The organism is Streptomyces desertarenae (genome assembly GCF_042681365.1).
Taxonomy (GTDB): domain Bacteria; phylum Actinomycetota; class Actinomycetes; order Streptomycetales; family Streptomycetaceae; genus Streptomyces; species Streptomyces desertarenae.
Window position 1 is genome coordinate 54,504 of record NZ_JBHUFU010000004.1, and the last position, 25,768, is coordinate 80,271.

General features: G+C 75.9%; 17 protein-coding genes and 1 riboswitch. Of the genes, 3 read left to right on the top strand and 14 right to left on the bottom strand.

Features of this window, described 5'->3' with window-relative positions:
* The first annotated feature begins 147 nt into the window (after positions 1 to 147).
* Positions 148 to 819: a histidine phosphatase family protein gene (locus tag ACFSJS_RS08285; RefSeq protein ID WP_380898442.1), complete on the top strand. Its 672-nt coding sequence runs from the start codon at positions 148 to 150 to the stop codon at positions 817 to 819.
* A 95-nt stretch (positions 820 to 914) separates the two neighbouring features.
* On the opposite strand, the gene ACFSJS_RS08290 is transcribed toward ACFSJS_RS08285, so the two are convergent.
* From ACFSJS_RS08290 to ACFSJS_RS08315, 6 genes are all read right to left on the bottom strand, one after another.
* Positions 915 to 3,134: an NADP-dependent isocitrate dehydrogenase gene (locus ACFSJS_RS08290; RefSeq protein ID WP_380898444.1), complete on the bottom strand. Its 2,220-nt coding sequence runs from the start codon at positions 3,132 to 3,134 to the stop codon at positions 915 to 917.
* A 197-nt stretch (positions 3,135 to 3,331) separates the two neighbouring features.
* On the bottom strand, positions 3,332 to 4,378 hold the full coding sequence (locus ACFSJS_RS08295; RefSeq protein ID WP_380898446.1) for a transglycosylase family protein: 1,047 nt from the start codon (positions 4,376 to 4,378) through the stop codon (positions 3,332 to 3,334).
* 11 nt (positions 4,379 to 4,389) lie between these two features.
* Positions 4,390 to 4,590, bottom strand: a riboswitch (cyclic di-AMP (ydaO/yuaA leader).
* Positions 4,591 to 4,996: 406 nt separating this feature from the next.
* Positions 4,997 to 5,749, bottom strand: coding sequence for an ABC transporter ATP-binding protein (locus ACFSJS_RS08300; protein WP_380898448.1), 753 nt, complete (start codon positions 5,747 to 5,749; stop codon positions 4,997 to 4,999).
* Between the two features lie 43 nt (positions 5,750 to 5,792).
* A complete protein-coding gene (locus ACFSJS_RS08305) occupies positions 5,793 to 6,743 on the bottom strand; it encodes an ABC transporter ATP-binding protein (protein ID WP_380898450.1) in 951 nt (316 codons plus the stop codon).
* Positions 6,740 to 9,565: a thioesterase domain-containing protein gene (locus ACFSJS_RS08310; RefSeq protein WP_380898452.1), complete on the bottom strand. Its 2,826-nt coding sequence runs from the start codon at positions 9,563 to 9,565 to the stop codon at positions 6,740 to 6,742. The genes ACFSJS_RS08305 and ACFSJS_RS08310 overlap by 4 nt, the downstream gene beginning before the upstream one ends.
* Before the next feature lies 1 nt (position 9,566).
* Positions 9,567 to 12,887 carry an FtsX-like permease family protein gene (locus ACFSJS_RS08315; protein WP_380898454.1) on the bottom strand — a complete coding sequence of 1,107 codons (3,321 nt, stop codon included), beginning with the start codon at positions 12,885 to 12,887 and terminating at the stop codon, positions 9,567 to 9,569.
* 345 nt (positions 12,888 to 13,232) lie between these two features.
* On the opposite strand from ACFSJS_RS08315, the gene shc reads away from it, so the two are divergent.
* On the top strand, positions 13,233 to 15,236 hold the full coding sequence (gene shc, locus ACFSJS_RS08320; RefSeq protein ID WP_380898456.1) for a squalene--hopene cyclase: 2,004 nt from the start codon (positions 13,233 to 13,235) through the stop codon (positions 15,234 to 15,236).
* 48 nt (positions 15,237 to 15,284) lie between these two features.
* Here the strand turns inward: shc and ACFSJS_RS08325 are convergent, their stop codons facing one another.
* From ACFSJS_RS08325 to ACFSJS_RS08345, 5 genes are all read right to left on the bottom strand, one after another.
* Positions 15,285 to 16,109, bottom strand: a complete 825-nt coding sequence (locus ACFSJS_RS08325) for a hypothetical protein (RefSeq protein WP_380898458.1) — start codon at positions 16,107 to 16,109, stop codon at positions 15,285 to 15,287.
* Positions 16,106 to 16,738: an ABC transporter ATP-binding protein gene (locus tag ACFSJS_RS08330; protein WP_380898460.1), complete on the bottom strand. Its 633-nt coding sequence runs from the start codon at positions 16,736 to 16,738 to the stop codon at positions 16,106 to 16,108. The genes ACFSJS_RS08325 and ACFSJS_RS08330 overlap by 4 nt, the downstream gene beginning before the upstream one ends.
* 14 nt (positions 16,739 to 16,752) lie before the next feature.
* On the bottom strand, positions 16,753 to 17,652 hold the full coding sequence (locus tag ACFSJS_RS08335) for a UbiA family prenyltransferase (RefSeq protein WP_380898462.1): 900 nt from the start codon (positions 17,650 to 17,652) through the stop codon (positions 16,753 to 16,755).
* Between the two features lie 56 nt (positions 17,653 to 17,708).
* Positions 17,709 to 18,776, bottom strand: coding sequence for a polyprenyl synthetase family protein (locus ACFSJS_RS08340; RefSeq protein WP_380898463.1), 1,068 nt, complete (start codon positions 18,774 to 18,776; stop codon positions 17,709 to 17,711).
* Between the two features lie 600 nt (positions 18,777 to 19,376).
* Positions 19,377 to 20,024, bottom strand: a complete 648-nt coding sequence (locus ACFSJS_RS08345) for a class I SAM-dependent DNA methyltransferase (RefSeq protein WP_380898465.1) — start codon at positions 20,022 to 20,024, stop codon at positions 19,377 to 19,379.
* Between the two features lie 898 nt (positions 20,025 to 20,922).
* On the opposite strand from ACFSJS_RS08345, the gene ACFSJS_RS08350 reads away from it, so the two are divergent.
* Entirely contained in the window at positions 20,923 to 22,311 is a 1,389-nt protein-coding gene (locus ACFSJS_RS08350) for an MFS transporter (protein WP_380898467.1), read from the top strand.
* 36 nt (positions 22,312 to 22,347) lie between these two features.
* On the opposite strand, the gene ACFSJS_RS08355 is transcribed toward ACFSJS_RS08350, so the two are convergent.
* The 3 genes from ACFSJS_RS08355 to ACFSJS_RS08365 form a co-directional block, all read right to left on the bottom strand.
* Entirely contained in the window at positions 22,348 to 24,240 is a 1,893-nt protein-coding gene (locus tag ACFSJS_RS08355) for a helix-turn-helix domain-containing protein (RefSeq protein ID WP_380898469.1), read from the bottom strand.
* A gap of 104 nt (positions 24,241 to 24,344) precedes the next feature.
* Complete coding sequence (locus tag ACFSJS_RS08360; RefSeq protein ID WP_380898471.1) at positions 24,345 to 25,208, bottom strand: 3-hydroxybutyrate dehydrogenase; 864 nt, start codon at positions 25,206 to 25,208, stop codon at positions 24,345 to 24,347.
* Positions 25,209 to 25,218: 10 nt separating this feature from the next.
* Positions 25,219 to 25,746 (bottom strand): NUDIX hydrolase, encoded by a 528-nt coding sequence (locus ACFSJS_RS08365; protein WP_380898473.1) that lies wholly within the window; start codon positions 25,744 to 25,746, stop codon positions 25,219 to 25,221.
* Positions 25,747 to 25,768 lie beyond the last annotated feature (22 nt).

The following is a 25,768-nucleotide window of genomic DNA, read 5'->3' on the forward strand; positions in this document are numbered from 1 at the left end:
GCCGCCGCGCGCCCCGGTCGAGGCCGTCGCCCCCTTCTCCGGCCGCATCGCCCCGGTCCGAGCCGGCGCGGGCGGCGAGCCCGTCGCACCACCGCCCGGGCGGGCCGCCCCGGACGACAGCGATCACCGACAGCAAGGAGGGCAGCGATGCCGGTCATCCATCTGGTCCGCCACGGTCAGGCGTCGTTCGGCGCCGGCACGGCGGAGGGGTACGACGTGCTGTCGGACCTCGGCCGCCGGCAGGCGGAGGTCGCCGGAGCCGAGCTGGCCCGGCGCGCGCCGCGCGACCCGCTGGTGGTCTGCGGCACCCTGGAGCGGCAGCGGGACACGGCCGAGCTCCTGATGAAGGCCGCCGGCCTGGCCGGGGCGCCGCGCACCGACCCGCGCTGGAACGAGTACGACCACGTCGGCCTCGTCGGCCGCTACGGCGCGGCCCCCGGCGGCGACGGCGGCGTCCCCGCCGGCAACCGCGGCTTCCAGGCGCTGCTCGACCGCGCGCTGGAGGCCTGGATGGAGGACGACGCGGACGACGGCGGCTGGGAGCGGTTCGCCGCGGGCCCCTCCGAGGCGCTGCGGGAGCTGGCCGGTGAGCTCGGGCCGGGACGCGACGCCGTCGTGGTCACCTCGGGCGGGGTGCTGGCGGCCCTGTGCGGTGCCCTGCTGTCCGCGCCGCCCGCCGGCGTCGTGGCGCTGAACCGGGTGGCGGTCAACGCGGCGATCACCACCGTCGCCGCGGGCTCCTCCGGCATCAGCCTGCTGTCCTTCAACGACCACGCCCACTTCGCCGGGGACCGGCGCCCGCTGCTCACCTACCGCTGACCGCGGCCACCGGGGCGGCGCGGACCGGACGGGAACCGCCCCGGCCGGACCGGGGTCCGGCCGGGGCGGGAAGCGCACCCGGGAGGGGCGGCCCGTCAGGCCAGCGAGGCGATGGCCTCGTTGAAGGTCCGCGACGGGCGCATGACCGCCGAGGCCTTGGCCGGGTCGGGGCGGTAGTAGCCGCCGATGTCCGCCGGGGAGCCCTGGACCGCGGCCAGCTCCTCGACGATCTTCTGCTCTTTCTCGGTCAGCGTCCGGGCGAGCGGGGCGAACGCCGCGGCGAGCTCGGCGTCGTCGGTCTGCTCGGCCAGCTCCCGAGCCCAGTACAGGGCCAGGTAGAAGTGGCTGCCGCGGTTGTCGATGCCGCCCAGGCGGCGGCTGGGCGACTTGTCCTCGCTCAGGAAGGTGGCCGTGGCGCGGTCGAGGGTGTCGGCGAGCACCTGGGCGCGCGCGTTGCCCGTGGTCTGCGCGAAGTGCTCGAAGCTGACGGCCAGGGCCAGGAACTCGCCCAGGCTGTCCCAGCGCAGGTAGTTCTCCTTGACCAGCTGCTGGACGTGCTTGGGCGCGGAGCCGCCGGCGCCGGTCTCGAACAGGCCGCCGCCGTTCATCAGCGGGACGACCGAGAGCATCTTGGCGCTGGTGCCCAGCTCCAGGATCGGGAAGAGGTCGGTCAGGTAGTCACGGAGCACGTTGCCGGTGACGGAGATGGTGTTCTCGCCGCGGCGGATGCGCTCCAGGGAGAACTTGATGGCGTCCACCGGCGCCATGATCTCGATCCGGAGGCCCTCGGTGTCGTGCTCGGGCAGGTAGGCCCGGACCTTCTCGATCAGCTTGGCGTCGTGGGCGCGGCCCTCGTCCAGCCAGAACACGGCCGGGTCGCCGGTGGCGCGGGCGCGGGTGACGGCGAGCTTGACCCAGTCGCGGATCGGGGCGTCCTTGGTCTGGCACATGCGGAAGATGTCGCCGGCGCCGACCGTCTGCTCCAGGACGACGTTCCCCTCGTCGTCGGTGACCCGCACCGTGCCGGTGGTGGGGATCTCGAAGGTCTTGTCGTGGCTGCCGTACTCCTCGGCCTTCTGGGCCATCAGACCGACGTTGGGCACCGAGCCCATGGTGGCCGGGTCGAAGGCGCCGTTGGCGCGGCAGTCCTCGATGACGGCCTGGTAGATGCCGGCGTAGGAGCTGTCGGGCAGGACGGCGAGGGTGTCGGCCTCCTGGCCGTCGGGGCCCCACATGTGGCCGGAGGTGCGGATCATCGCCGGCATGGAGGCGTCGACGATGACGTCGCTGGGGACGTGCAGGTTGGTGATGCCGCGGTCGGAGTCGACCATGGCCAGGTCCGGGCCCTCGTTCAGCTCGGCCTCGAAGGACTCCTTGATCTTCGCGCCCTCGGGCAGCGCCTCCAGGCCCTTGAAGATGGTGCCCAGGCCGTCGTTGGGGCTCAGGCCGGCCGCGGCGAGGGTCTCGCCGTACTCGGCGAACGTCTTCGGGAAGAAGGCGCGCACCACGTGGCCGAAGATGATCGGGTCGGAGACCTTCATCATGGTGGCCTTCAGGTGCACGGAGAACAGCACGCCCTCGGCCTTGGCGCGCTCGACCTGCTTCTTCAGGAACTCGCGCAGGGCCGCGACGCGCATGACGGCGGCGTCGACGACCTCACCGGCCAGGACGGGCACGGACTCGCGCAGGACGGTGGTGCTGCCGTCGTCGCCGACCAGCTCGATGCGCAGCGAGCCGTCCTTGCCGACGACCGCGGACTTCTCGGTGGAGCGGAAGTCGTCGACGCCCATGGTCGCGACGTTCGTCTTGGAGTCGGGGGTCCAGGCGCCCATGCGGTGCGGGTGGGCCTTGGCGTAGTTCTTCACCGAGGCGGGGGCGCGGCGGTCGGAGTTGCCCTCGCGCAGCACCGGGTTGACGGCGCTGCCCTTGACCTTGTCGTAGCGGGCGCGGATCTCGCGCTCCTCGTCGGTCCTGGGGTCGTCCGGGTAGTCCGGCAGGGCGTACCCCTGCTCCTGCAGTTCGGCGATCGCGGCCTTCAGCTGCGGGATCGAGGCCGAGATGTTGGGCAGCTTGATGATGTTCGCGCCGGGGGTCCTGGCCAGCTCGCCGAGTTCGGAGAGCGCGTCACCGATCCGCTGCTCCTCCTTGAGGTACTCGGGGAAGAGCGCGATGATCCGGCCCGCCAGGGAGATGTCACGGCTCTCCACGGCGACACCGGCCTTGGAGGCGTAGGCCTCGATCACCGGCAGGAACGAATAGGTCGCCAGGGCCGGGGCCTCGTCGGTGTGTGTGTAGATGATGGTCGAGTCAGTCACCGTGTGCTCCGCTCCACGTCTGCAACATTGCTCGACATCAAGATATCCCGTGACCGGCCCTCCCTCTAAGGGACCCTGCCCCTCCGGCCCCTCCGGGGCGCCCGGCGGGCCCGCCCCGCGGCCGGGACGGCCGCGGCCGCCCGGCGCCGCCCCGTGCGGGAGGGCGGCACCGGGCGGCCGGGACCGGTCGGTGCGGATCAGTACGGGCCGTTGACGTTGTCAATCGAGCCGTAGCGGTCGGCCGCGTAGTTGCAGGCCGCCACGATGTTGGCCACCGGGTCGTACTGGCTGTCGGCCGTGCCCGCGACGTGGTAGGCGTCGAAGGTCGGCTTGATGACCTGGAGCAGGCCGATGGAGGGGGTGCCGCGCTGGGCGTTGATGTCCCAGTTGTTGACCGCGTTCGGGTTGCCGCCCGACTCCCTCATGATGTTGCGGTGGATCCCCTCGTAGGTGCCGGGGATGCCGTTGGCCCGCATGATGGCCAGGGCCTCGCGGATCCAGCCGTCCAGGTTGTCCGGGTAGCTCTCGGCGGGCTGCTGCGCGGTCTGCCGGGCGTCGGGGCCCGCCTGCGCGCGCTGCGAGCGGTCGGCGCGGTCGGCACCGGTCCGGTCCGTCCGCAGGGTGAGCTCCTGACCGGGGAGGATCAGGTGCGGGTCGGCGCCCACGGTCTCCCGGTTGGCCTCGTAGACGGCCTCCCAGCCGCCCTCGACGCCGTGGTCGGTGGCGATCCCGTGGAGGGTGTCGCCGCTGACGACGGTGTAGGAGTCCGCGGCTGCGGTCTTCCCCTTCCCGCCGCTCTTCCCGGCCGGGGCGGCGGAGCCCGTCTGCGGGGCGGGGTCGTTGCCGGGCGTGCTGCCGTCCCGGCCGAGTCCGGCCGCGGGGCCGCAGGTGGGCCAGGCCCCCGGGCCCTGGAGTTCGAGCAGCTTCTCGGCGGCGGCGATCTGCTGCTCCTTGGTGGCCAGGTCGGCGCGCTGGGCGTACCGGGTGCCGCCGGCGGCCTCCCAGCTGGACTGCGAGAACTGCAGCCCGCCGTAGTAGCCGTTCCCGGTGTTGACGGACCAGTTGCCGCTGCTCTCGCACTCGGCGACCTTCTCCCACACGGAGACGGAGGCCGCGTTGGCGCTCCCCGCGGCGACCACCGGAGCCGCGATTCCCGCGCCGCCGGCCGCGGCGACCAGGGAGATGCGGGAGAGTTGACGGGTTATCAGGGGCTTGCGCGGACGGCGGTGGCGACCACGAGACATGGGTGTGAGTCCTCTCCCACGCCTGCGAGGTTAGCTGTCGGATTCGGGCCGGAGCAGCCCGGCCTCTCCCCGGTGCCCAAGGGCACCCGGAGACAAGGCTTCACCCCGAGCCGGACCGCCGGAAAACGCGCGGTCACGGCACTTACTCGGTTTCCCCGCTCCTGCCGCGGTCGACTGCGCTCCCTCCACCGGCCGGGCGGCAGGATTCGGCGTCCCGGCGGTGGAACCCCCGCGATGCAGCGGAGGCGAGGACACATAAACACAACCGATTCACGGAGACAAGGGACGGAAAAGCCGCGGTCCGCGAATGTGTCACCGAGCCGTGGATTTCGACCGCGGTGCGCACAGGATCTTCACCGGGGCGCGGCACCCCGGAGGAATCGAAAGGCGGTCAGATACCCGCTCACGGCGGACAGTCCGAAGGGAGGGAATATCGATCTTCCATTCCGGGAAGGCGGAGGAGGCCGCATGTGTGACTCCCGGCACACCTTCGGCGGCCGCTCGCTCATATCGCCCCATTGCGCGCCTATCGGTTCTATCTCCCAGGCGGGAGAAAACAGCCCGATTCACTGGATTACCGCCCCGCCGCCCCGGTGTCCGGCGGGCCCGGGACCGTCCTCACCGCTGCCCGGCCCCCTCCGCCTCCCCGGCCAGCAGGCCGTCCCGCAGCTCGAACACCCGGTCCGCGCGCTCCAGCAGGTCCTCGTCGTGCGTGGTCACCAGGGCGGTGGCGCCCTCGTCCTCCACCGCGGCGCGCAGCAGGTCCGTCACCACCCGGCGGGTCTCCGCGTCCAGCTGGCTCGTCGGCTCGTCCGCGATCAGCAGCGCCGGGCGATTCGCCAGCGCCCGGGCGATCGCCACCCGCTGCTGCTGGCCGCCGGAGAGTTCCCCGGGCCGCTGGGCGGCGTGCTCGGCCAGTCCGACCAGGGAGAGCAGGTGCCCCACCCTCTCCTCGCGCTCGCGCCAGGGGGTGCGGAGCAGCCTCAGCGGGACGCCCACGTTCTCCGCCGCGGTCAGAACGGGGACCAGCCCGAAGTTCTGGAAGACGAACCCGATCCGCTCGCGCCGGAGCCGCAGCAGCCGCTTCTCACCGGCCCGGGACAGGTCGGTGCCGTCCACCACGACCTGCCCGCCGTCGGGCCGGTCCAGGCCGCCGACCAGGTTCAGCAGCGTCGTCTTCCCCACGCCCGAGGGCCCGCGGACGGCCACCAGCTCGCCCCGCGGCACCTCCAGGTCCACCCCGCGCAGGGCGTGCACGGCGGCCGGTCCGCCGCCGTAGGTGCGCACCAGGCCCCGTACGGTGACCATCGCCTCCGGTCCCGTCCGCTCCCGCTCGCCCCGTGCGGGCGTCCCGGCGCTGCTCACGGGCATGTCGTCCTCCGCCTCCGCGGTCGTCGGTCTGCGCTTCGCCGGCCTACCCGGCATGGGAGTCGTCCCGGTGGACGGTGATGTGGTCCGGCTGCAGGGCGACGCGGGCCCGGTTGCGGATCGCCAGCTTCTCGGCGAACCCGGCCGGCAACTGGAGACGGCCCGCCCGGTCGACCGTGACGTACTCCTGGGCCACCACGACCTCGGTGCCGTGCTCGTCGACCGCCGCCCGGCGCAGCACCTCCGAGGAGGTCCGCCCGTCGCGGATGGCGACGGTGCGGCGGACGGCCGAGGCGACCGACGCGTCGTGCGTGACGATCAGGACGGTGGTGCCCAGCTCCTCGTTGACCGTGCGCATGGCCGCGAGGATCTCGTCCGCCGACCGCGAGTCCAGCTCGCCGGTCGGCTCGTCGGCCAGCAGCAGGGCCGGGGAGTTGGCCAGCGCCACGGCGATGGCCACGCGCTGCTGCTCACCGCCGGACATCCGCTCCGGCCGGCGATCGTGGCAGTGGCCGACGCCGAGCAGCTCCAGCAGCTCCCGGACCCGTCCGGCCCGCTGCCGCCGCGGCACCCGGTCACGGGCCAGCTGCATGGGCAGGCAGACGTTCTGCGCGGCCGTCAGGTAGGGCAGCAGGTTGCGCGCCGCCTGCTGCCAGACGAACCCCACCACCTCGCGCCGGTAGCGCAACCGGGCGGCCGCGTCCATCGCCACCAGGTCGAACCCGGCGACCTCGGCGGCCCCCGCCGAGGGCGTGTCCAGTCCGGCCAGGATGTTCAGCAGGGTGGACTTGCCGCTGCCGGAGGCCCCGACGAGAGCGGTCAGCTCCCCCGGCCCGACGACCAGGTCGAGGCCCTGGAGCGCCTGCACCTCGACGCCGTCCGCCGTGAAGATGCGCACCAGCCGGTCGCAGACGACCAGCGCCTCCCGCCCGGGCCGGGCCCCGCCGCGGGACCGCGCCGCCGTCCCGTCCGCCGCGGCCGCCGTCGGTCCGCTCATTCCCGCTCCCCCGTCCTCAAGCGTTCTGCCTCCTCACGCACGCCGCCCGTCCCGGCCTGCACGGCCGCGACCACGCAGGTCAGGGCGAGCAGCAGCAGCGACGGCCACACCAGCGACCCCGCGTCGGGCACCAGCGCCGCCCGCACGGTCTCCTCGCCGGCGGCACGCACCTGCGCGGTGAAGGCCAGCGGCGTCAGGTCCACACCGGGCCGCAGCAGCGCCACGGTCGCCGGCGCCGCCACCGCCCCGCCCACCACCCCGAGCACCGCCAGGGGCAGCGTCTCGGCCCACACCAGGGCGCGGCCCTGGCCCCGGCTCGCCCCCATCGCCCGCAGCCGGGCCAGGAGCGTCCGGCGCCCGGGGGCCGACTGCAGCAGCCACAGCAGCAGCGCCAGCGCACCGTAGCCGATGCCCGCGGCCACCGCCGCCGCGTGCACCAGCCGGGTGCCGTCCTGCAGCGGACCGGACTCGTAACCGGCCTCCCGCTCCGCGCGCACGGTCACCGTCACGTCCTCCCCCTCCTCCCCGGCCGCGGCCCGCAGGGCGCGGCCGTCCAGCCCGGTACCGCTCACCAGCACCGTGGTGGGGCGCAGCGCGTGGCTGCCGCGCCGGTCGGGGTGCGCCCCGGCGAAGGCGGCGGACGACACCACCGCGAACTCCCCGGTGACGGCGGGGGTGCGGCCGCGGACGGCGACGGCCCGGACGGGCGTGTCGCCGACGACGGCGTCGACCTCCGCCTCCCCGCCCTCGCCCAGGGCCTCCGCCAGGCCGGGCGAGACGACCGCGGGCACCGCTGCGCCCTCCCCGCCGGCCCGGCCCAGCTCCCCGGCCGGGAACGGCCCGTCGCCGTCGAGCCCGGTGCGGGCGGTCAGACGCGCGTAGGTCTCCGGGTCCACGGCGACCAGCGCGAAGGGGGCGGCCCGGACGCCCTTCAGGCTCCGGCCGTTCTCGATCCGCACGGCACTGGTGCCGCTCACCCCCTCGACGCGGCGGAGGCGTTCCTCCAGGTCCTCGGGGAAGACGCCGGGAACCTCCACGCGGGCGTCGGCGCCCACCTCGGCCAGCGCGGCGTGGGCCCTGCCCGCGGTGACGCCGGCCAGCACCGAGCCGCCGAAGGCCGACACCGTCAGGGCCACCACCATCGCCAGCAGGGGCAGCACCGAGGCGGCCGGGGCGCGGCCCAGGCGCGCCAGGGCCAGCGGCAGGACCAGTCCCCGGAGCCGGGCCGCCGGGCGGGCCGACAGGCGCAGCGGCAGCGGATAGACCCGCAGCAGCACCACCGCGGCCACCACCGCCGGCAGCACCGGGGCGGCGGCGGTCAGCGGATCGACGGCCGTCCCGGCACCCGGTCCGGCGCCGGTGCCGCGCCGTACGGCGACCAGCCCGCCCGACGCCAGGGCGACGACGGTGAGTTCCGCGACCGTGCGGCGGCGGGAGGGGCGGGCGGCGGCCACGTCGCCGCGCACCGGCGGGCCCGGTCTGCGGTGGGCCGCCACGGCGAGCAGGGGCAGCGTCAGGCAGGCCGCCAGGGCCACCGCCGCGCCCATCGCCAGGGACGCCGCGACCCCGGGCGCGGGCACCCACAGCAAGGCGGCCGCGGTGCCCGCCGCGGCGGCGGGGACCGCGACGGCCGAGGTCTCCCCCAGCAGCCGGAGCCCGATCCCGGGCAGGCTCCCGCCGCGGGCCCTCAGCAGCTCCAGCTCCGGGCGGCGGGCGGTGACGGTGAGGACGCCGGCCAGCACCAGCACGACCGCGGCGGCCGTCCCGACGCCGACGACCGCGGTCGTCACCAGGGCCCGGGAGGTGGCGCGCTCCTGCTCGAACGCCTCCAGCAGCCCGGCCGGGCCGTCGGCGTCCACGTCCGGGTCGGGCAGCGGGGAGCGGTCCCTCAGCCGGGCCTCGTCCGCGCCCGAGGAGAGCGAGACCAGCGCCGCGAGCAGGGCGGAGGCGTTCGCGGCCGTCACGTCCCCGACGCGCAGCGGATGGTGCCCGTAGATCGCGGCCCCGCCGTCGCAGCGCAGCAGCACCTCGCGCGCGCCGCTGTCGATCAGCGCGGTGAAGTGCCAGTACTCCAGCGGGGGCGGCATCTTGGTGGGCACGGCGCGCAGGCTGGGCTCCAGCAGGTCGGTCTCGATCCTCCAGTGGGCGGAGTCCGGGTCGCGGGGGGCGGCGACGCCGCTGACGCGCACCGTCACCGGGGTGCCGGTGACGTCGGGGAAGACGACGGTGGAGCCCGTCTTGAGGTTCATGGTCTTTGCGGTGCGCTCGGTGACCACGGCCTCGACGGTGTCCTCGCGCACCGTGGGCGAGGGCATCCGGCCGGAGACCAGCCGCAGGTGCCTCTCCGCCTGCAGCGGCGCGGTGTGGAGGGTCAGCTGGGGGTCGATCCCGGAGGGGCGGGGCAGCCCGTGCCCGTCGACCGTGACGGGCTCCTTGGTGCGGATGCCGTTCACCGCCCGGTCGCGGTCCGGTGCCAGGGGCGGGCGGGCGGCGTCCCGCAGGGCCCGCGCCCCCTCTTCCAGCGCCGCCGGGCCGGGGAGCCGGTACCCGTCGCGCACCGCCACGTGGTGGACGTCCGCGGTGACCGTGACGCTGCGCCGCTCCAGCGGCGCGCCGGCCAGGGCCTGCCGCAGCTCCTCGTCCTCCTGGGCGGCGGTCTGCCGCGGCACGGCGGCGGCCAGGAAGGCCGTCACCAGGACCAGCAGGCCCATCGCCAGGGAGCCGGCCGCCGACGTCCGCAGCCGGGCGCGGACCCAGGGGGCCGCCGCGCCCCGCGCGCCGGGGGCGGTGCGGGCCGTCTCCCGCCGTTCGCCGTCGGCCATGTCACTCCTCCATCCTGCGCAGCGCGTCGGCGGGGCGCCCGCGCCGCGCGGCGGCGGCCGCGGTCACCGCCGCCGGGACGGCCGCCGCGACGGCCGCCAGGACGGGCAGGAGCCAGCCGGGCAGGACCACGGCCACGTCGGGTTCGGGCCGCGCCCCCTGCGCGGTCACGACGGTCAGGGGCACGATCAGGCGGGTCAGCGCCACGCCCGCGAGGGCACCGAGTCCCACGGCCGCCACCGCCAGGAAGCCCTGTTCGGCGGCGATCGACGCGGCGATCCGCGGCCGGGGGGCGCCCAGGGCCCGCAGCACGGCGAGGTCGTCGGCGCGTTCGCGCAGGGCCCCGACGGTGACCACCGCGAAGGCGGCGAGAGCGAGGAGCGCGCCGGCGAGCGCGACGGCCGTCAGGGCCGTGCGGGGTCCGGCGCCCAGCGGATCGGAGGCCAGCTCGCGGGCCAGTTCGTCGCGCACGACCAGCGTCATCCCCTCGGGGCGGGCGCGCAGCGCCCCGGCCACCTGGGCGTCCCGGCCCGGCTCGGCCGCCAGCCACCACTCGGCGGGCTGCACCCCCTGGGCGGAGCGGGCCAGCAGTGCGTCCTGGAGGGTGCGCAGGTCCATCAGCAGGGCTCCTCCGGCGGCCTCCCCGTCGTGCGCGGAGAGGGTGGGCAGGGCGCGCACCGCCCCGGCGACGCGGACGTCCAGGCGGACGCCGGAGACCTCCACGGTGGTCGTCTGGCCGACCCGCGCGCCCTGGGCCGCGAGGAAGGCGTCGGTGGCCACGGCCGCCGGCACCCCGGGGTCGCCGGCGACGCGCAGGGTGAGCGTGCCGCGGTGGCGGCTCTCCCACGGCGGGGGCTCCGGTTGCGCCCCGCTGCCGTAGCGGACGTCGAACACGGTCCCCTTCCGGGCGGCGGCGGGGGTGCCGGCCTCCATCTCCACGTACCCGCGCTCCGGCGCGGCCCGGAAGTCCGGGTCGTCGACCCGGGCCAGGGCCTGCCAGTCCGCGTCCGCGGGCCCCTCCACCTCGGTGGTGCCACCGCCGGTGACGGCCCGCAGCCCGTCGACGGTCAGCCGCAGCCGCTCGGGGCGGTCCGGCAGGGGGTGGTCGACCGTCAGCCGGACCAGGCCCAGCGGCCCGGCGGGGGCGCCCGCGGCGCCGGCCGCGGCGGCGAAGTCCGCCGTCAGCCCGTGGGTTTCGCCGTCGGCGGGGAGCGTTCCCAGGGAGAAGGTGTGGGGGGTGCCGTACCGGTCCCGGAAGACGGCCCTCACCTCCCCCTGCCCGACGGCGGCGCCCCCGCCGCGCCCGGACCCGTCGGCCCGCAGCCGCGCGGCGAGGACCAGCCGCCGGGTGTCGGCGGGCAGGACGATGCCGGACGGCTCGCGGCCGCCGGGGCGCAGCGGGGCGTAGAGCCGGCCGGCGGGTGCGTCCGCCAGGTCCGGGCGCAGGCGCACCACGTCGGCCGCCCGCCGGGTGTCCATCGCCAGCAGGGTCGCCGTGCGGTTTCCGGTGAGCACGACCCGCTCGCGCGCCACGGGTGCGACGGCCGCGATCCCGTCGATCCCGTCGTACGCGCCGCCCTGCCCGAAGACGGGGGTGGAGGAGCCGGTGACCCTCAGGTCGGCGCCGGCGGCGTGGTCGGCCCGGTCCTGCTGCGACCGGTCCCAGCTCGCTGCCTGGCCCGCGGTGAGGGTGACCGCGGCCACGGCCAGGACCCCCAGCAGCATCGGCCCGGCGGCGCGGCCCGGGCGCCGCGAGAGCTGCCAGTGGGCGGCGGCCGTGGCGAGTCCCCGGCTCCGCCCGGCCGCCCAGCGGGTGGCCCGCAGCACCGCGGGCAGCAGCCGGACCGCCGGGACCGCCGCGGCCAGCAGGCAGCACGCGGGCGCCAGGACGAGGACGGGGTCGGCGCCGAGCAGTCCGCCGCCCCCCGGGGACGCCCCGCCGTCCTCCGCGTGCCGCGCCAGCTGCTGGTAGGCCGCCACGGCGACGGCCAGCAGCCCGGCGTCGGCCCCGGCGCGCAGCGCGGTGCCGACGGCCGGACGGCGCAGCCGGGCGGACCGCTCCCGCACGTAGGCGCCCCGGCGGCGCAGGGCGGGTGCGGTCAGCACGGCCGCGCAGCCCAGCGCCGTCGCGGCGGCGACCGCCCAGGTGCGGCCGTCGGCCGCCCCGGGGGCCCGGACCCCGGCGAGCGCCCGGGGGCCGTACCCGGCCAGCAGTTCCGTCAGGGGTCCGGCCGCCAGCGCGGCGACGACGGCGGCGGGGAGCGCCAGCAGCAGGGCCTCGGCGGCCGTGAGGGCCGCGAGCCGCCGGCCGGTGCCGCCCCTGGCCCGCAGCAGGGCGCCCTCCCCGGCGCGCGGCTCGTGCAGCGCGCCGGCCACCAGGACGATCGCGCATCCGGCCAGCAGGGCCAGCTCGGCCGCGCCCACCAGCACCGCCGACCGGCTCACCCGCAGCGACCGCTCCGCCTCGGCCAGCAGCCCGGGCAGCCCGGTGCCGGCCTCCACGCCCGGGACGGCGCCGAGGCGTTCGGCGGCGCGCTCCGCGGACTCCCGGATCCGGTCGGCCCGGTCGGCGGTCACCGTCGAGAAGTCGGCGCGGGCCTGCCAGGACACGGCGGCCGGCGCGGCCCGGCCGCCGGTGAGGGCCGAGGGGTCGGCGAGCAGCGGCCCGTAGGTGGTGAAGTCGACCGTGCGGATCCCCCGGCCGGCCAGCGGGTCGAGCCGCCAGTAGGGGTCGTCGCGGTCGGCCGGGCGGTACAGGCCCGTCACCCGGACCTCCAGCGGCTCGCCGTCGCGCCGGTCGGCGAGGGTCACGCGGTCCCCGGGCTCCAGGCCCAGGGCCCGGGCGGCGGTCTCGTGCACCGCGACCGGGACGGCGCCCTCCTCCCCGTCCCGCACCGGACCGGGGCGCGCTCCGGCGGTGAAGGCCACGCGGGAGGCGTCGAAGGTGGCCAGCAGCGTCAGCCGGGGTCCGTCGCCGTCCCCGTGCTCCCCCTCCACCGCCCGCGCGTCGCGCGGCAGTTGGTACGGGCCCGTCCTGGTGCTGGCGTGGACGCTCACGGGCAGTCCGCCGTAGGCGTCCTCGGCGGCCTCGCGCACCAGGGCGTCCAGCCGCTCCCGGTCCGCGGCCCCGACGTCGGCCTCGGCCTCCAGCAGCGCCCGCGCGGCCGACCGGTCGGTGAGCACCCGGCGCAGCCCGGCGTCGGCCACGGCGTCCCCGTACGCCGCGAGCGCGGTCAGCGCGCAGCCGGTGAGCGTGACGGTGAACAGCACGGCGGCGACCAGCGACCGCTGCGCCCACGCCCGGCGGACGAGGAATCCCAGCACGCTACCCCCGTGGCGTCTCCCCCGATTCCGGTAAGCGATCACCGCTCACCGGACGCCCCAGTGTGCCCGATCCTCCGTGAAAAGTCAGCCGGTTGTTCGGATTCCCCGGTGCGCCTGCGGGACCGGCCGCCGCGCCCTCCGGCCGGGCCGGTGCCGGCGGGTCCCGCGCGCCCCGGTGCGAACTTCCGCCGGTTATGGGTAGTTTTTGCTCACACGTCCCTCGCGAGGCCGCCGTGCCCGCGGCACGCGCCGCCGACGCCCCGGCCCCGGTGCCCGGTGCCCGGCGGCGCGTCCCGAGGGCGTCCACACACCAGACCCAGACCACGAGTGATGTGCGGGAGTGCCATGACGACGACGGCCGGCGGCGCGTCACGAACCAACGACCCGGTCCCCGCGGCGGACGCCCTCGCGCGTTACGCCCTCCCCGCCTCCCACCCGGTGGAGGAGGCGGCCCGGCGGGCGGTGCTGCGGGCCGCGGAGCACCTGCTGGCGCGGCAGCACGCCGAGGGGTACTGGAAGGGCGTCACGCAGTCCGACGTCGCCTACGAGGCCCAGGACCTGCTCCTGCGCCGGTTCCTGGGGATCCGGGACGAGCGCGTGACCGCGGCGACCGGCCGGTGGATCCGTTCGCGGCAGCGCGCGGACGGCACCTGGTCGCTCGTCCACGACGGCCCCGGCCACCTGGGCACCACCATCCAGGCCTACGTGGCCCTCAGGCTCGCCGGAGACCGTCCGGACCAGGCGCACATGCTCCGGTGCGCCGCGTGGGTCCGCAGCAGCGGCGGCGTGGCGGCCGGCGAACTGACGGCCCGCATCTGGCTCGCCCTGTTCGGCTGGTGGAGCTGGGACGACCTGCCCGAGGTGCCCCCCGAGATCATCGCGCTGCCGGCTCGGGCGCCCCTGAGCATCCACTCCTTCAACTCCTGGATCCGCCTGGTGCTCGTGCCGCTGGCGGTCGTCAGCGCGCACCGGCCGGTGAGGCCGGCGCCCTTCGGCATCGAGGAGCTGTTCGCCCCCGGCGGTCCGCCCGCCGGCCCGGCGGCCGCGGGCCCGCATGGCGGCTGGGAAGGCGCGTTCCGGCGCCTGGACCGCGTCCTGCGCGCCTGCCGCGGGGCCACCCCCGGCCCGGTGCGCCGGGCGGCGCTGACGGCGTGCGTCCGCTGGATCCTCGAACGCCAGGAGGCGGACGGCAGCTGGGGCGGGTTCGGCCCGATGACCGGCTACGCGGTGCTGGCCCTGCACGCGCAGGGCTTCCCGCTGGACCACCCGGTGCTCAGGGCCGCCCTCGGCGCCCTCGAGGACAGCGCGGTCTGGACCGGGGACGGCATGCGGATGACGGAGACGGTCCAGTCCCCGGTCTGGGACACCGCCCTGTCCGTCACCGCGCTCGCCGACGCGGGAGTGCCCGCCGGCCACCCGGCGCTGCTGGGGGCCGCGGACTGGCTGCTCACCCGGCAGACCACGCGGCCCGGCGACTGGGCCGTGCGGCGGCCCCGTCTCGCCCCGGGCGGCTGGTCCTTCGAGTTCCACAACCAGACCTACCCCGACAACGACGACACCTCCGAGGTGATCCTCGCGCTGCGCCGGGTGGCCCCCCGCGACGAGGCCCGCGTCGACGACGCCGTGGAGAGGGCGGCGCGGTGGACCGGCGGCATGCAGAGCCGGGACGGCGGATGGGGCGCCTTCGACGCCGACAGCACCGGCACGCTGGTCAACAGGCTCCCCTTCTTCGACATCGGCGACTACTGCGCCGACCCGCCCACCGCCGACGTCACCGCCCACGTGGTGGAGATGCTCGCCGCCCTGGGGCGGCGGGACGACCCCCGCACACGGCGCGGCGTCCGATGGCTGCTGGACCACCAGGAGGACAGCGGCGCGTGGTTCGGCCGCTGGGGGATGAACCACCTCTACGGCACCGGCTGCGCCGTCCCCGCCCTCGTCGCCGCCGGCGTCCCGCACGACGCCCCCGCCGTCCGGCGCGCCGTCGCCTGGCTGGCCTCCGTGCAGAACGCCGACGGCGGCTGGGGGGAGGACTGGCGCTCGTACGACGACCCGGCGTTCGCCGGCCGGGGCCCGTCCACACCGTCGCAGACGGCCTGGGCGCTGCTCGCGCTGTTGGCCGCAGGAGAGCGGGACGGCTCCGCGGTCCGGGCCGGGGTGGCCTGGCTGACCGGGGCGCAGACGGAGGACGGCTCCTGGGAGGAGCCGCAGTTCACCGGCACGGGCGTCCCCGGGGTGCAGGCCCTCAACTACGGCCTGTACCGGCACGTCTTCCCGCTCACCGCCCTGGGCCGCTACACCCGGCGGCAGAACACCGGGGCCGTCTCGGCCCGGTCCGCGCCGAACTGAACGCCCTTCCGCCCTCCGCCCGCGGGCGGAGGGCGGAAGGCGGCACCGCTAACCGGACACCGGCGGGAGGACCGGCGCGGCCGTCTCCGGCGGTGCGGGCGGCGCCGCCGCGACGGCCGTGCCGTAGGAGCGGGTGCGGACGTGGAAGACGGCCAGGGCGAGGGCGCCGGCCGCGGCCGACCAGACGAGGGGCAGCAGGGCGTGGTCCCAGGGGCCGGCGGAGGTGAAGGCCCCGGCCAGCGCCGACTGGTTCGCGCCGTACAGCGGGAGGGCGCCGCGGCCGGCGACGTCGACCACGTTCAGGGACGGGTTCTGCAGGCCGGTGTCGAGCAGGCCGAGCATGATGACCAGGAAGAACCCCTCCAGCTCCCCGCGCACCACGGTGCCCAGCAGCAGGCCGATGCCGCCGTAGGCGAGACCGGCGCCGAGGGCGGCGAGGGCGAGGGGGGCCGGCTGCCGCACGGGGGTCGAGACGACCAGCAGGGCCGTGGTGTAGAGGGCCAGGAGGACGGCGACGACGACGAGGGCGGCGACCTTCGCCAGCAGCAGGGGGACCCGGGGGTAGCCGGCCAGCACCAGCCGGCGGTCCATCTCCCCGGCCTTGAAGGTCTCCATGAACATCATGAACCCGCTGACCATCGTCACGGCACCGAGCGCGTTGGTCACCTGGCCGACGTGGTTGGCCTGGGCGGCGGCCTGGGAGACCGCGGCGTCGAGGGGGAAGCGCACCGTCCGGGCGGAGGCGCACACGTGCGTCACGGCGATCCACACCGGGATGAACGCGCCCGCCAGGACCACCGCCAGGCGGTTGCGCCGGTGGCCCAGCAGGGTGCAGCCCAGCATGGCGGCGAACGCCGCCCCGTGGCGTGTCATCGGATGTGCTCCTCGCGGACCAGACGGCCCTCGCGCAGGTGGCGGACCGCGTCGAAGTGGTGGAGGTCGTGCAGCAGGTGCGAGACCACGACGATCGACCGCCCCTCGCCGCGCAGCCGGTCCGCCAGGGCCCAGAAACGCTGGTGGGTGTCCCAGTCGAAGCCCTGGTAGGGCTCGTCCAGCACCAACAGCTGCGGATCGTGCATGAGGGCGAGCAGCAGGTTGAGCTTCTGCCGCGTCCCCCCGCTGAGCTCCCCGGCGCGCCGGTGCAGGCAGTCGGCGAAGCCGAGGAGCTCCATCAGCTCGCGGGCCCGCTCCAGGGCCGGCAGCCGGTAGGCCACCTGGAACAGCCTCAGGTGCTGCAGGACGGTGAACGTGTCGTTCAGCACGGACAGTTGCGGGCAGTACCCCAGCGACCCGGTCCGCACCACCGTTCCCCTCTCGGGTGTCAGCTGCCCCACGGCGATCCGGAGCAGCGTGCTCTTGCCGGCGCCGTTGCTGCCGACGACCCCGACCAGCGCCCCGGCGGGCACGTCGAGGTCGGCGCCGCGCAGGACCTGCCTGCGGCCGTACGCCTTCCACACCCCGCTGATCCGCAGCCGCGACTGCCGCCCGTCTTCCGTCCGCACGTCGGCCCCTCCGGTCAGCGGAGTGTGTAGAGGGTGGAGGCGAGGGCGAGGGTGTACCACTGCTCCACCAGGCGGTAGGTGCGCTGGTCCTCCTCCGGTCCGCGCAGCAGCACCACCCGGGCCGCCAGCAGCAGGCTCAGGCCGCCCAGGAGCACGTCCGTGGCGACGATCCACCAGTGCGGGCCGGCGGGCGCCATCAGGAAGTGGTGGATGGCCGCGGGGCCGACGGCGAAACCGGCGCACAGGAAGACCCGGGTGCGCCTCTCCCCGAAGACCAGGGGCATGGTGGAGCGGCGGACCGCGCGGTCGCCGGTGATGTCGCGGAGGTCCTGGACGGACATGAGGAAGGTCACGGTGACCGTCAGGGTCACGATCCACCGCCAGGCGTCCGGTGTGAGGGCGGTGACCATCTCCCACGCGGCCGCCAGCTGGGCGATGACCCCGATCCCGGCGTAGAGGTTCCGGCCCGCCCAGTGGCGGCCCCAGCCGTACTCGTGCTGGAGCAGGGAGAGGATCTGCCACAGCAGCGCCCACTCCAGGACGCCGAGGCAGTAGCCGTACGCGGGGAAGGCGATCCGGACGGCGGCCAGGCGCAGCCGGGCGCCGCGGATGCTGCTGTCGCCGGTGACCAGCGGGCGGAAGGGCTTGTTGACACGGTCCTCCTCCACGCCGACGAGCTGGTTGGCCAGGGTGTGCTCGTAGACGAACAGCCAGAAGTACAGCGCGCCCAGGGCGACCGCGACCACGGCCTCGTGGAGGGCCAGCCGCGCGTGGACGGCGGCCGCCGTCACGAAGCAGGTGGCGGGGAACACGGTGGTCCAGCGGTCGGCGCGGATGAAGAGCCAGCTCAGGCGGATCTCCCGCCAGACGGTCTGCAGCACCGCCGCGGGAGCGCGGGTCGTCAGGGTGGTCATCGCTCGGTTCCGTACTCCGTGCTCCTCGGGCGGGCGGCCCACGGCCCGCCCCTGTCTCAGGCCGTCCGGCGTACGGCCGCCTCCGCGACGGCCTCCAGCGTGCGGACCACGCCGTGCGGGAAGGGCGCCGAGGCCAGGGCGTCCAGGGCCTGCCGGTGCCTCTCCTCGATCATGCGCTCGACCGCGGCCCGGGCCCCGGTGCCGGTGAGGATGGCGCGGACCTCCGCGGCCTCCTGCTCGCCCAGGTGCGGATCGCCGATCAGCGCGCGCAGCCGCGCGGCCTCGGCGGGGCCGGCGGCCCGCAGGGCGTGGACGATGAGGCTGGTGCACTTGCCCTCGCGCAGATCGTCCAGGTGCGACTTGCCCATCCGGTCCGGGTCGCCGAACACCCCGAGCACGTCGTCCCGGAGCTGGAACGCCTCGCCGAGGGGAACCCCGTAGGCGCTGCAGGCGTCCATGACCGGCTGCCCGCCGCCGGCGAGGGCGGCCCCCACCTGCAGGGGCCTTTCGACGGTGTACTTGGCCGTCTTGTAGCGGACGACGGTCAGGGCCGTCTCGACGCTCACGTCGAGGTCGCCGGTGGTCAGCAGGTCGAGGTGCTGACCGGCGATCAGCTCGGCGCGCGCGAGGTCGACGCAGCGCAGGACGGCCGTGCGGTGGGCGTCGGGCATGGGTGTGGTGTGCAGGAGCTCGTCGGACCAGACGAGGGCGAGGTCGCCCACCAGGATGGCCCCGGCGGCACCGAACCGCTCGGCCATCGACGGCAGGCGGTGGTGGCCGGCCAGCAGCCGGTGGATCGTGGGGCGCCCGCGCCGGCTGTCGGCCGCGTCCATGATGTCGTCGTGGATGAGGGCGCAGGCGTGGGCCAGTTCGATGGAGGCGGCCAGCCGGACGGCCGGTGCGGAACTCCCCTGTCCTCCCGCCGCGTGCCATCCGGTCACGCACAGCAGGGGGCGGACCCGCTTCCCTCCGACGAGGAAGTCGCGCAACAGGAGGGCGAGTGCCGACTGGCCGGGCACGGAGGCGGAGTGCGCCTTCTGCGTCAGGAACTCGCCCAGCAGGTCGTCGATCGCCGCGCGGGGGGCGAAGAAGTCGGACTCGGCCGACAGCGTCTCAACACTCATGGCAGGCGCGCGTCCCCCGTCCGGAGCCTGCCCCGTGCGCCCGCCCGGCAGGGCGGGGGACCCCCCGCCGGGCGGGCGCACGGCCGCCGCATGCGGTGCCGGGCCGGTGCCGGTGTCCGGGGCCGCGGCGTGTGCCGCCCGGCACGGCCGGACTCCGCCGGGCGGGTTCGTGGTTCATTCATCCGATCCCTCGGTCGGCACCTGCACGAATCCGGTCGGAAGTGCGGGCGCAGCGAATTTGCACCGAAAATACGCTGGTTCGCCCCTTATGTCATTCACCGTCCGCCCACCGTTTCCCCGGTTGTGCGGCCGACGGCCGAAGCACACCCCATAAGCGCTGGTCAGCGCCGCTCGCCGAGGGCCGGGAAGACACCGCCGCGCCGCGGGCGGCGAGTCCGCCGCCCGCGGTGTGCACGAGCCGGCCGGCGCCACCGCCCCGGCCCGCTCCCGGAGCCGCGGCGCCGCTCCGGACCCCTCGCAACCCCCTCCGCGCACCGGCAGCCCGGACGGTGCCGCCACGCCTCGCCCTTTCCGGAGCCCGGGGCGGGCTCCCGCCCGGCGGACCGCACGCGGCCGCGTGCCCGGCCGGACAGCTCTCGCTCAGGCCTTGCGGGCCAGTAGCTGGACCTCCTGGAACTGCCGCCGGTCGGTGGGCTGGGGCTCGCGGACCATCCGGGCCACCTCGGCCAGCCCGGAGTCGCGCAGCATCCCGGCGAGGTGGTCGGGCGACCACCGGTAGGCCGGCGCGACCGTGTGGTCGAAGACCTGCGTCGGACGAGACGGGCCGTCACTCGCCCAGAAGCCGATCAGAAGGTGGCCGCCGGGCGCCAGCACACGGTGGAACTCCACGAGCACGGCGGGGAGTTCGCGCGGCGGGGTGTGGATGACGGACCAACGGGAGAGGACACCGCCCAGCACGCCGTCGGCGATGTCCAGCGCGGCCATCGAGCCCACGTCGAACCGCAGCCCCGGATAGGCCTGCCGAGCCAGCTCGACCATCGCGGGCGAGGCGTCGACGCCGAACACCGCCACTCCCAGCTCGCCCAGGTGGGCGGTGATGTGGCCGGGCCCGCACCCCAGGTCCGCGACCCGGCCGTCCCCACTGCCACGGACCAGTTCGGCGAAGGCGCCCAGGACCGCGCGGTCCAGGGGCCTGTCGCGCAGTTCGCCGCGGAACAGCTGCGCATAGGTGGAGGCGACGGCGTCGTAGGCCTCGCGAGTGGCACCGAGGACATCGTGTTCGACCATGCCCGCGACAGTAGCGCCCGGCACCGAGGCGGGCCCGGGGAACCACGACCCTCCCGTCCGTCCGGGCCGCCGCCGGCGGCTCGCCGGGCGAGCCTGGCCGGGAGGTCGGTCCACTGCCGGTCCCCTGTCCCCGCAGCCGGCGTCAACCCGGCACGGGAGAGGGGGGACAAGCAGCGGTGTGGGTTTTCAGCCGCCACCGGACCAGCACGGGGAGCGGCACGGCACCTTCGGGCGGTACTCGGGCGATGCGACTCGGCGGTCCTCTCCGCGCCCCTGCCGACACCGACTTCCTCGAACCCCAGGCGCGCCGTGACCGCGTCGCCGATCGGCACCACCATCGAGTGGTACGGCAACTCACTCGGTCGAAGCTTGTACCGGCAGTCTTCCCTCCTCCGACTCTGCGAAGTCGGCACCGACCCAACACCGGAGAGGTCGCTGCTGGTCGAGGGGTGCAAGTCTGCACGGTTCTGCAGGCAGCGCCCCTGAGGAACCGTCCCCGCAGGTGCGGGGAGCACGTGAGCAGGAGTCGCATCGCGGCGGTCGATCAGGGACCATCCCCGCGGGTGCGGGGAGCACACTGAGTGACCTGCGACTTTATCTGCCGGAACCGCGGTTCCCGAGCGGTTTCGAGAACTCCGGCACACCTGCCATGTGGCGCCCACCGCCCTCGACTTGCCATCTTGCCCGCGCCCCGGGAGGCATCCTACGAGCCGATGCCCCTCCTCCGGTCCCGCCGTGCCCCTCGCGGGGGCGCCGGCCGCGGTGGCCGCCTCCATGGTGGGTGCGCGCACTCCCGCGCCCGAAACTGTGGCTTCCCGCCACATACGCCTCCCACCTGTGTGTTCCTACGGTGTGGCGACACGCAACCGTCCCCGTCGAACGCCAGGAAGTGGTGCCGATGTCCTCCTCCGCGGCCGCTCCGCCGACGCCCTCGAACCTCAGGCGCGTCGTGACCGCGTCCCTGATCGGCACCACCATCGAGTGGTACGACTTCTTCCTGTACGGGTCGGCCGCCGCGCTCGTCTTCGACAAGCTGTTCTTCCCCGGCTCCGATCCGCTGGTGGGCACCCTGCTGGCCTTCCTGACCTACGCCGTGGGCTTCGTCGCCCGCCCGGTGGGCGCGCTGGTCTTCGGCCACTACGGCGACCGGCTCGGCCGCAAGCGGCTGCTGGTGGTCAGCCTGCTGATGATGGGCGGCGCCACCTTCGCCATCGGGCTGCTGCCCACCCACGCCCAGATCGGCTCGGCGGCGGCGGTGCTGCTGACCGTGCTGCGGCTGGTGCAGGGCTTCGCGCTCGGCGGCGAGTGGGGCGGCGCGGTGCTGCTGGTCTCCGAGCACGGTGACGCCCGCAGGCGCGGCTACTGGGCCTCGTGGCCGCAGACCGGGGCGCCCGCGGGCCAGTTGCTGGCCACCGCCGTGCTGGCGGTGCTCACCGCGGTGCTGCCGGACGCGGCGTTCGAGTCCTGGGGCTGGCGCGTGCCGTTCCTGCTCTCCGGGGTGCTGGTGCTGCTGGGCCTGTGGATCCGGCTCTCGGTGGACGAATCGCCCGTGTTCAAGGCGGCACTGGCCAGGGCCGAGGCGCGGAAGGCCGAGGAGCGGGAGGCGGAGGCCACGCCGCTGCTGACCGTGCTGCGGGAGCACCGGCGCGACGTGCTGACCGCGATGGGCGCCCGGATGGCCGAGAACATCGGCTACTACGTCATCACGGCCTTCGTCCTGACCTACGGCACCAAGCACCTGGAGATGGACCGGCAGACGGTGCTCAACGCGGTGCTGGTCGCCTCCGCGGTCCACTTCGCGGTCATCCCCGCGTGGGGCGCGCTGTCGGACCGGTGGGGCCGCCGCCCGGTCTACCTGCTGGGCGCGGTCGGCATCGGCCTGTGGGCGTTCCCCTTCTTCCGGTTGCTGGACACCGAGGACTTCGGCCCGGTGCTGCTGGCCGTCACCGTCGGGCTGGTCCTGCACGGGGCGATGTACGCGCCCCAGGCGGCGTTCTTCTCGGAGCTGTTCGCGACCCGGGTGCGCTACTCCGGGGCCTCGATCGGCGCGCAGTTCTCGTCGGTGGCGGCCGGAGCCCCCGCCCCGCTGATCGCCACCGCTCTGCTGGCGGACTTCGGCAGCGCCACCCCGGTCGCGCTGTACCTGATCGCCGCCGCGCTGCTGACCGTGCTGGCGGTCGGTGCCGCGAAGGAGACCCGCATGCGGGACCTGGAGCGGATCGGCGAGGACGGCCGGGAGGCCGGTGCCGGGGCGGCCGCGGACCCGGCGCCGGCGAAGTCCCTCTGAGGCGCGGCCGCCGCCCGCCCCGGCGGGCGGCGGCGGTCAGCGGGCGGCCATCCGGTGCAGCCGCAGCGCCAACTGCACCTCCAGGGCCCGCTCCGGGCTCTGCCAGTCGCTCCCCAGCAGCCGGCCGACCCGTTCCAGCCGCTGGGCCACGGTGTTGACGTGGACGTGGAGGACGTCCTTGGTGCGGACCGGGCTGGCACCGGAGGCGAAGTACGCCTCCAGGGTCCCCACCAGGTCCGTGCCGCGGCGCTCGTCGTAGTCCAGGACCGGGCCCAGGGTGCGGCGGACGAAGCCCCCCACGTCCCGGCCGTCGGCCAGGAGCAGCCCGAGGAAGCCCAGGTCGTCGGCGGCCGCGCCGTCCCCGTGCCGGCCCAGCAGCCGCAGGGTGTCCAGGCAGCGGCGGGCCTCGTCGCAGGCGGCGGCGACCGTGCCGGGCGCCGCGGCGGGCGCGGGCACCGGCGGGGACGCCCCGACGGTGACGGGGACGTGGACGGCGGCGCCGAGCTGGGCGGCGACCTGCCGCGCGGTGTCCCCGGCGCTCTCGCCCCCGCGCAGCGGCAGCAGGAGCACGGTGCCGCCGTCGCGGACGGCGGCCAGGCCGTGCCGGGTGGCGGCCAGGTGGGAGGCGGCCGACCACAGCCGCTGCCGGTCGGTGGTCTCCCGCTGCCCGGTTCCCCCGGTGGCCGGGCGGGCGGCGAGGACGACGTGGGGGACGTCGAGGTCGGCGCCGAGCCGGGCGGCGCGCTCGCGCAGCAGCCGGGGGTCGCGGCCGGTCGCGTCCAGCAGGTCGTCCAGGAGTTCGCCGCGCACCCGCTGCTCGGCCTCGCCGGCCGAGCGGCGGGCGAGCAGCAGCAGGGAGGTGACCATGGCCGCGCGCTCCAGGGTGCGCTGGTCCACCGGGTCCAGCTCGCGGTGCCCGCCCAGCACCAGGGCGCCCAGCAGTTCGCCGCCCGCGGAGACGGCGGCCACCCAGGCGTCGCCGTCGCGTACCGCGTGGCCGTCGCGCCGGGAGCGCTCGACGGCCCGGGCGCGCGCCCCCTCGCCCTCGGCGAACTCGACCGTTCCGGCCAGGACCTCGGAGACCGCGGCGGCCACGTCCTCCACGCCCCCGCCGCGCAGCACCAGTTCGGTGAGGCGGTCGTGCACCTCCGAGGAGCGTTCGATGGCGGCGCTGCGGTCGCGGATGATGGCGTTGGCCGCCTCCAGCTCGGCCATCGCCTCGCGGGTCTCGGCCAGCAGCCGGGCGGTGTCGATGGCGACGGCGGCGTGGGCGGCGAAGGAGGCCAGGAGGGCGACCTGTTCGCGTTCGAAGACGCGCACCCGGCGGTCGGCGGCGTACAGCACGCCGATCACCTCGCGGCCCAGGACCAGCGGCACGCCCAGGATCGCCACCAGGCCCTCGTCGCGGACGCCGGAGTCGATGGTGCGGGTGTGCAGGAAGCGCTCGTCGCGCATGTAGTCGTCGGTGACGTAGGGGCGGGCCGTCTGCGCGACCAGTCCGCCCAGCCCCTCCCCCAGGCCCAGGCGGAGCTGCTGGAAGCGGGCGGAGACCGATCCCTCGGTGACGCGCATGTAGGTGTCGCCGCGCTCGGGGTCGTTGAGGGTCAGGTAGGCGACCTCGGCGCCCAGCAGCGAGCGGGCGCGCTGCACGATGGCCCGCAGCACGTCGTCCAGGCCCCGCACCCCGGCCAGGTCGTGCGCCGTCTCGAACAGCGCGGTCAGCTCCGCCTCGCGCCTGCGGCGCCCCTCCAGTTCGGAGCGCACCCGCAGGGCGAGCAGGCGGGCGCGGTCGTGGCCGCGCAGCCCCGGGCGCTCGTACTCCTCGGCCGGCGCGCCGCGGGCGAGGAGTTCGAGGAACTCCAGGGGCGCCGTCCCGGAGGGACCGGCGGGCCGGGCGGAGGCGGGTTCGGGGGCGGGGTGCTGGGACATGGGCACAGGGATACCTGCCGGTCGTGCGGGTGCGCCAGGGCCGGTGCGCCGGGGATGCGCCGGAGGTGCGTCCGTCGTGCGCCGGCGCGGACCGGGCGCGCGGGTCAGTGCGCCGTCCAGCCGCCGTCCATCACCAGGGAGGTGCCGGTGACGAAGGACGCCTGCGGGCCGCACAGGTAGGCGACGGCCTCGGCGACCTCCTCGGGCTCGATCAGCCGCTTGACGGCGGCGTCGGCGAGCATGATCTCGGAGACCACGCGGTCGGCGGGTATGCCGTGCGCCCTCGACTGGTCGGCTATCTGCTTCTCCACCAGCGGGGTGCGCACGTAGGCGGGGTTGACGCAGTTGGAGGTGACGCCGTGCGCGGCGCCCTCCAGGGCGACCACCTTCGACAGGCCCTCCAGGCCGTGCTTGGCGCTGACGTAGGCGGACTTGTAGGCGGAGGCGCGCAGACCGTGGACGGAGGAGATGTTGACGATCCGCCCCCAGCCCCGGGCGTACATGTGGGGCAGGGCGCCGCGCACCAGGCGGAAGGGGGCCTCCAGCATCACCGTCAGCACGGTGTGGAAGACCTCCGGCGGGAACTCCTGGACGGGGCGCACCAGTTGCAGCCCGGCGTTGTTGACCAGCACGTCCGTCCCGGCGGCCGCCCGCTCCGCGGCGTCGAGGTCGGTGAGGTCGAGGTGGACGGGCTCCACCTCGCCGGGCAGTCCGGCCGCCGGGCCGGTCAGCCTCTTCAGCCCCTCGGCGTCCCGGTCCACCGCGCGCACCCGGGCGCCCGCGGCGACCAGTCGCAGGACGCAGGCCCGGCCGATGCCCCCGGCGGCGCCGGTGACCAGGGCGGTGCGCCCGCCGAGGTCGAGGGGCGCGGCCGCGGGCCCGGTGCCGCCGGCGGGACGGGGCCGGGGGGCGGGGCCGGCGGGGGCCGGGGGAACGGGCTCGGTACGCGGGGTTCGCGGCGCGGTCATGGCCAGCACCCTAGGCAGGGGCCGCTCCCTCACCGATGGGCCGCGCACCCATACTTCGGGTGTCGACGGTGGTCTCGAACCACGTGGGAGCGCCGTCCTGCCGCGCCCGCCGGATGCGTGTCAGCGCGAACTCCTCCAGCGGCGGCAGGGCGTCCGGCGCGAACCACCCCACCTCCACCGACTCCTCGTCGTTGACCCGCGCCTCGCCGCCGACCGCCCGGCACCGGAAGGTCATGTCCACGAACTGGCAGACGTCGCCGTTGGGGTACTGCACCGGGGCCAGGGTCTGCACCAGCACCAACCGTTCGGGCACGGCGTGGACGGCGGTCTCCTCGTGCACCTCGCGGACCGCCGCGTCGGCGGGCTGCTCCCCGGGCTCGGGGATGCCGCCGATGACCGACCAGCGGCCGTTGTCGGCCCGCCGGCCGAGGAGGACCCGGTCCGCGTCGTCGAGGACGACCGCGGTGACCCCGGGCAGGAAGAGCAGTTGCCGGCCCGCGCTGGCGCGCAGCCGCCGGATGAATTCGGGAGTCGCCATGCGGCGAGCCTACGCACGGATC

Coding starts and splice junctions, on each gene's coding strand:
- ACFSJS_RS08285 (WP_380898442.1), top strand. CDS start 148: ATGCCGGTCATCCATCTGGTCCGCCACGGTCAGGCGTCGTTCGGCGCC.
- ACFSJS_RS08300 (WP_380898448.1), bottom strand. CDS start 5,749: ATGCCCGTGAGCAGCGCCGGGACGCCCGCACGGGGCGAGCGGGAGCGG.
- ACFSJS_RS08355 (WP_380898469.1), bottom strand. CDS start 24,240: ATGTCCCAGCACCCCGCCCCCGAACCCGCCTCCGCCCGGCCCGCCGGT.
- ACFSJS_RS08365 (WP_380898473.1), bottom strand. CDS start 25,746: ATGGCGACTCCCGAATTCATCCGGCGGCTGCGCGCCAGCGCGGGCCGG.
- ACFSJS_RS08335 (WP_380898462.1), bottom strand. CDS start 17,652: ATGACCACCCTGACGACCCGCGCTCCCGCGGCGGTGCTGCAGACCGTC.
- ACFSJS_RS08350 (WP_380898467.1), top strand. CDS start 20,923: ATGTCCTCCTCCGCGGCCGCTCCGCCGACGCCCTCGAACCTCAGGCGC.
- ACFSJS_RS08295 (WP_380898446.1), bottom strand. CDS start 4,378: ATGTCTCGTGGTCGCCACCGCCGTCCGCGCAAGCCCCTGATAACCCGT.
- shc (WP_380898456.1), top strand. CDS start 13,233: ATGACGACGACGGCCGGCGGCGCGTCACGAACCAACGACCCGGTCCCC.
- ACFSJS_RS08305 (WP_380898450.1), bottom strand. CDS start 6,743: ATGAGCGGACCGACGGCGGCCGCGGCGGACGGGACGGCGGCGCGGTCC.
- ACFSJS_RS08360 (WP_380898471.1), bottom strand. CDS start 25,208: ATGACCGCGCCGCGAACCCCGCGTACCGAGCCCGTTCCCCCGGCCCCC.
- ACFSJS_RS08325 (WP_380898458.1), bottom strand. CDS start 16,109: ATGACACGCCACGGGGCGGCGTTCGCCGCCATGCTGGGCTGCACCCTG.
- ACFSJS_RS08340 (WP_380898463.1), bottom strand. CDS start 18,776: ATGAGTGTTGAGACGCTGTCGGCCGAGTCCGACTTCTTCGCCCCCCGC.
- ACFSJS_RS08310 (WP_380898452.1), bottom strand. CDS start 9,565: ATGGCCGACGGCGAACGGCGGGAGACGGCCCGCACCGCCCCCGGCGCG.
- ACFSJS_RS08345 (WP_380898465.1), bottom strand. CDS start 20,024: ATGGTCGAACACGATGTCCTCGGTGCCACTCGCGAGGCCTACGACGCC.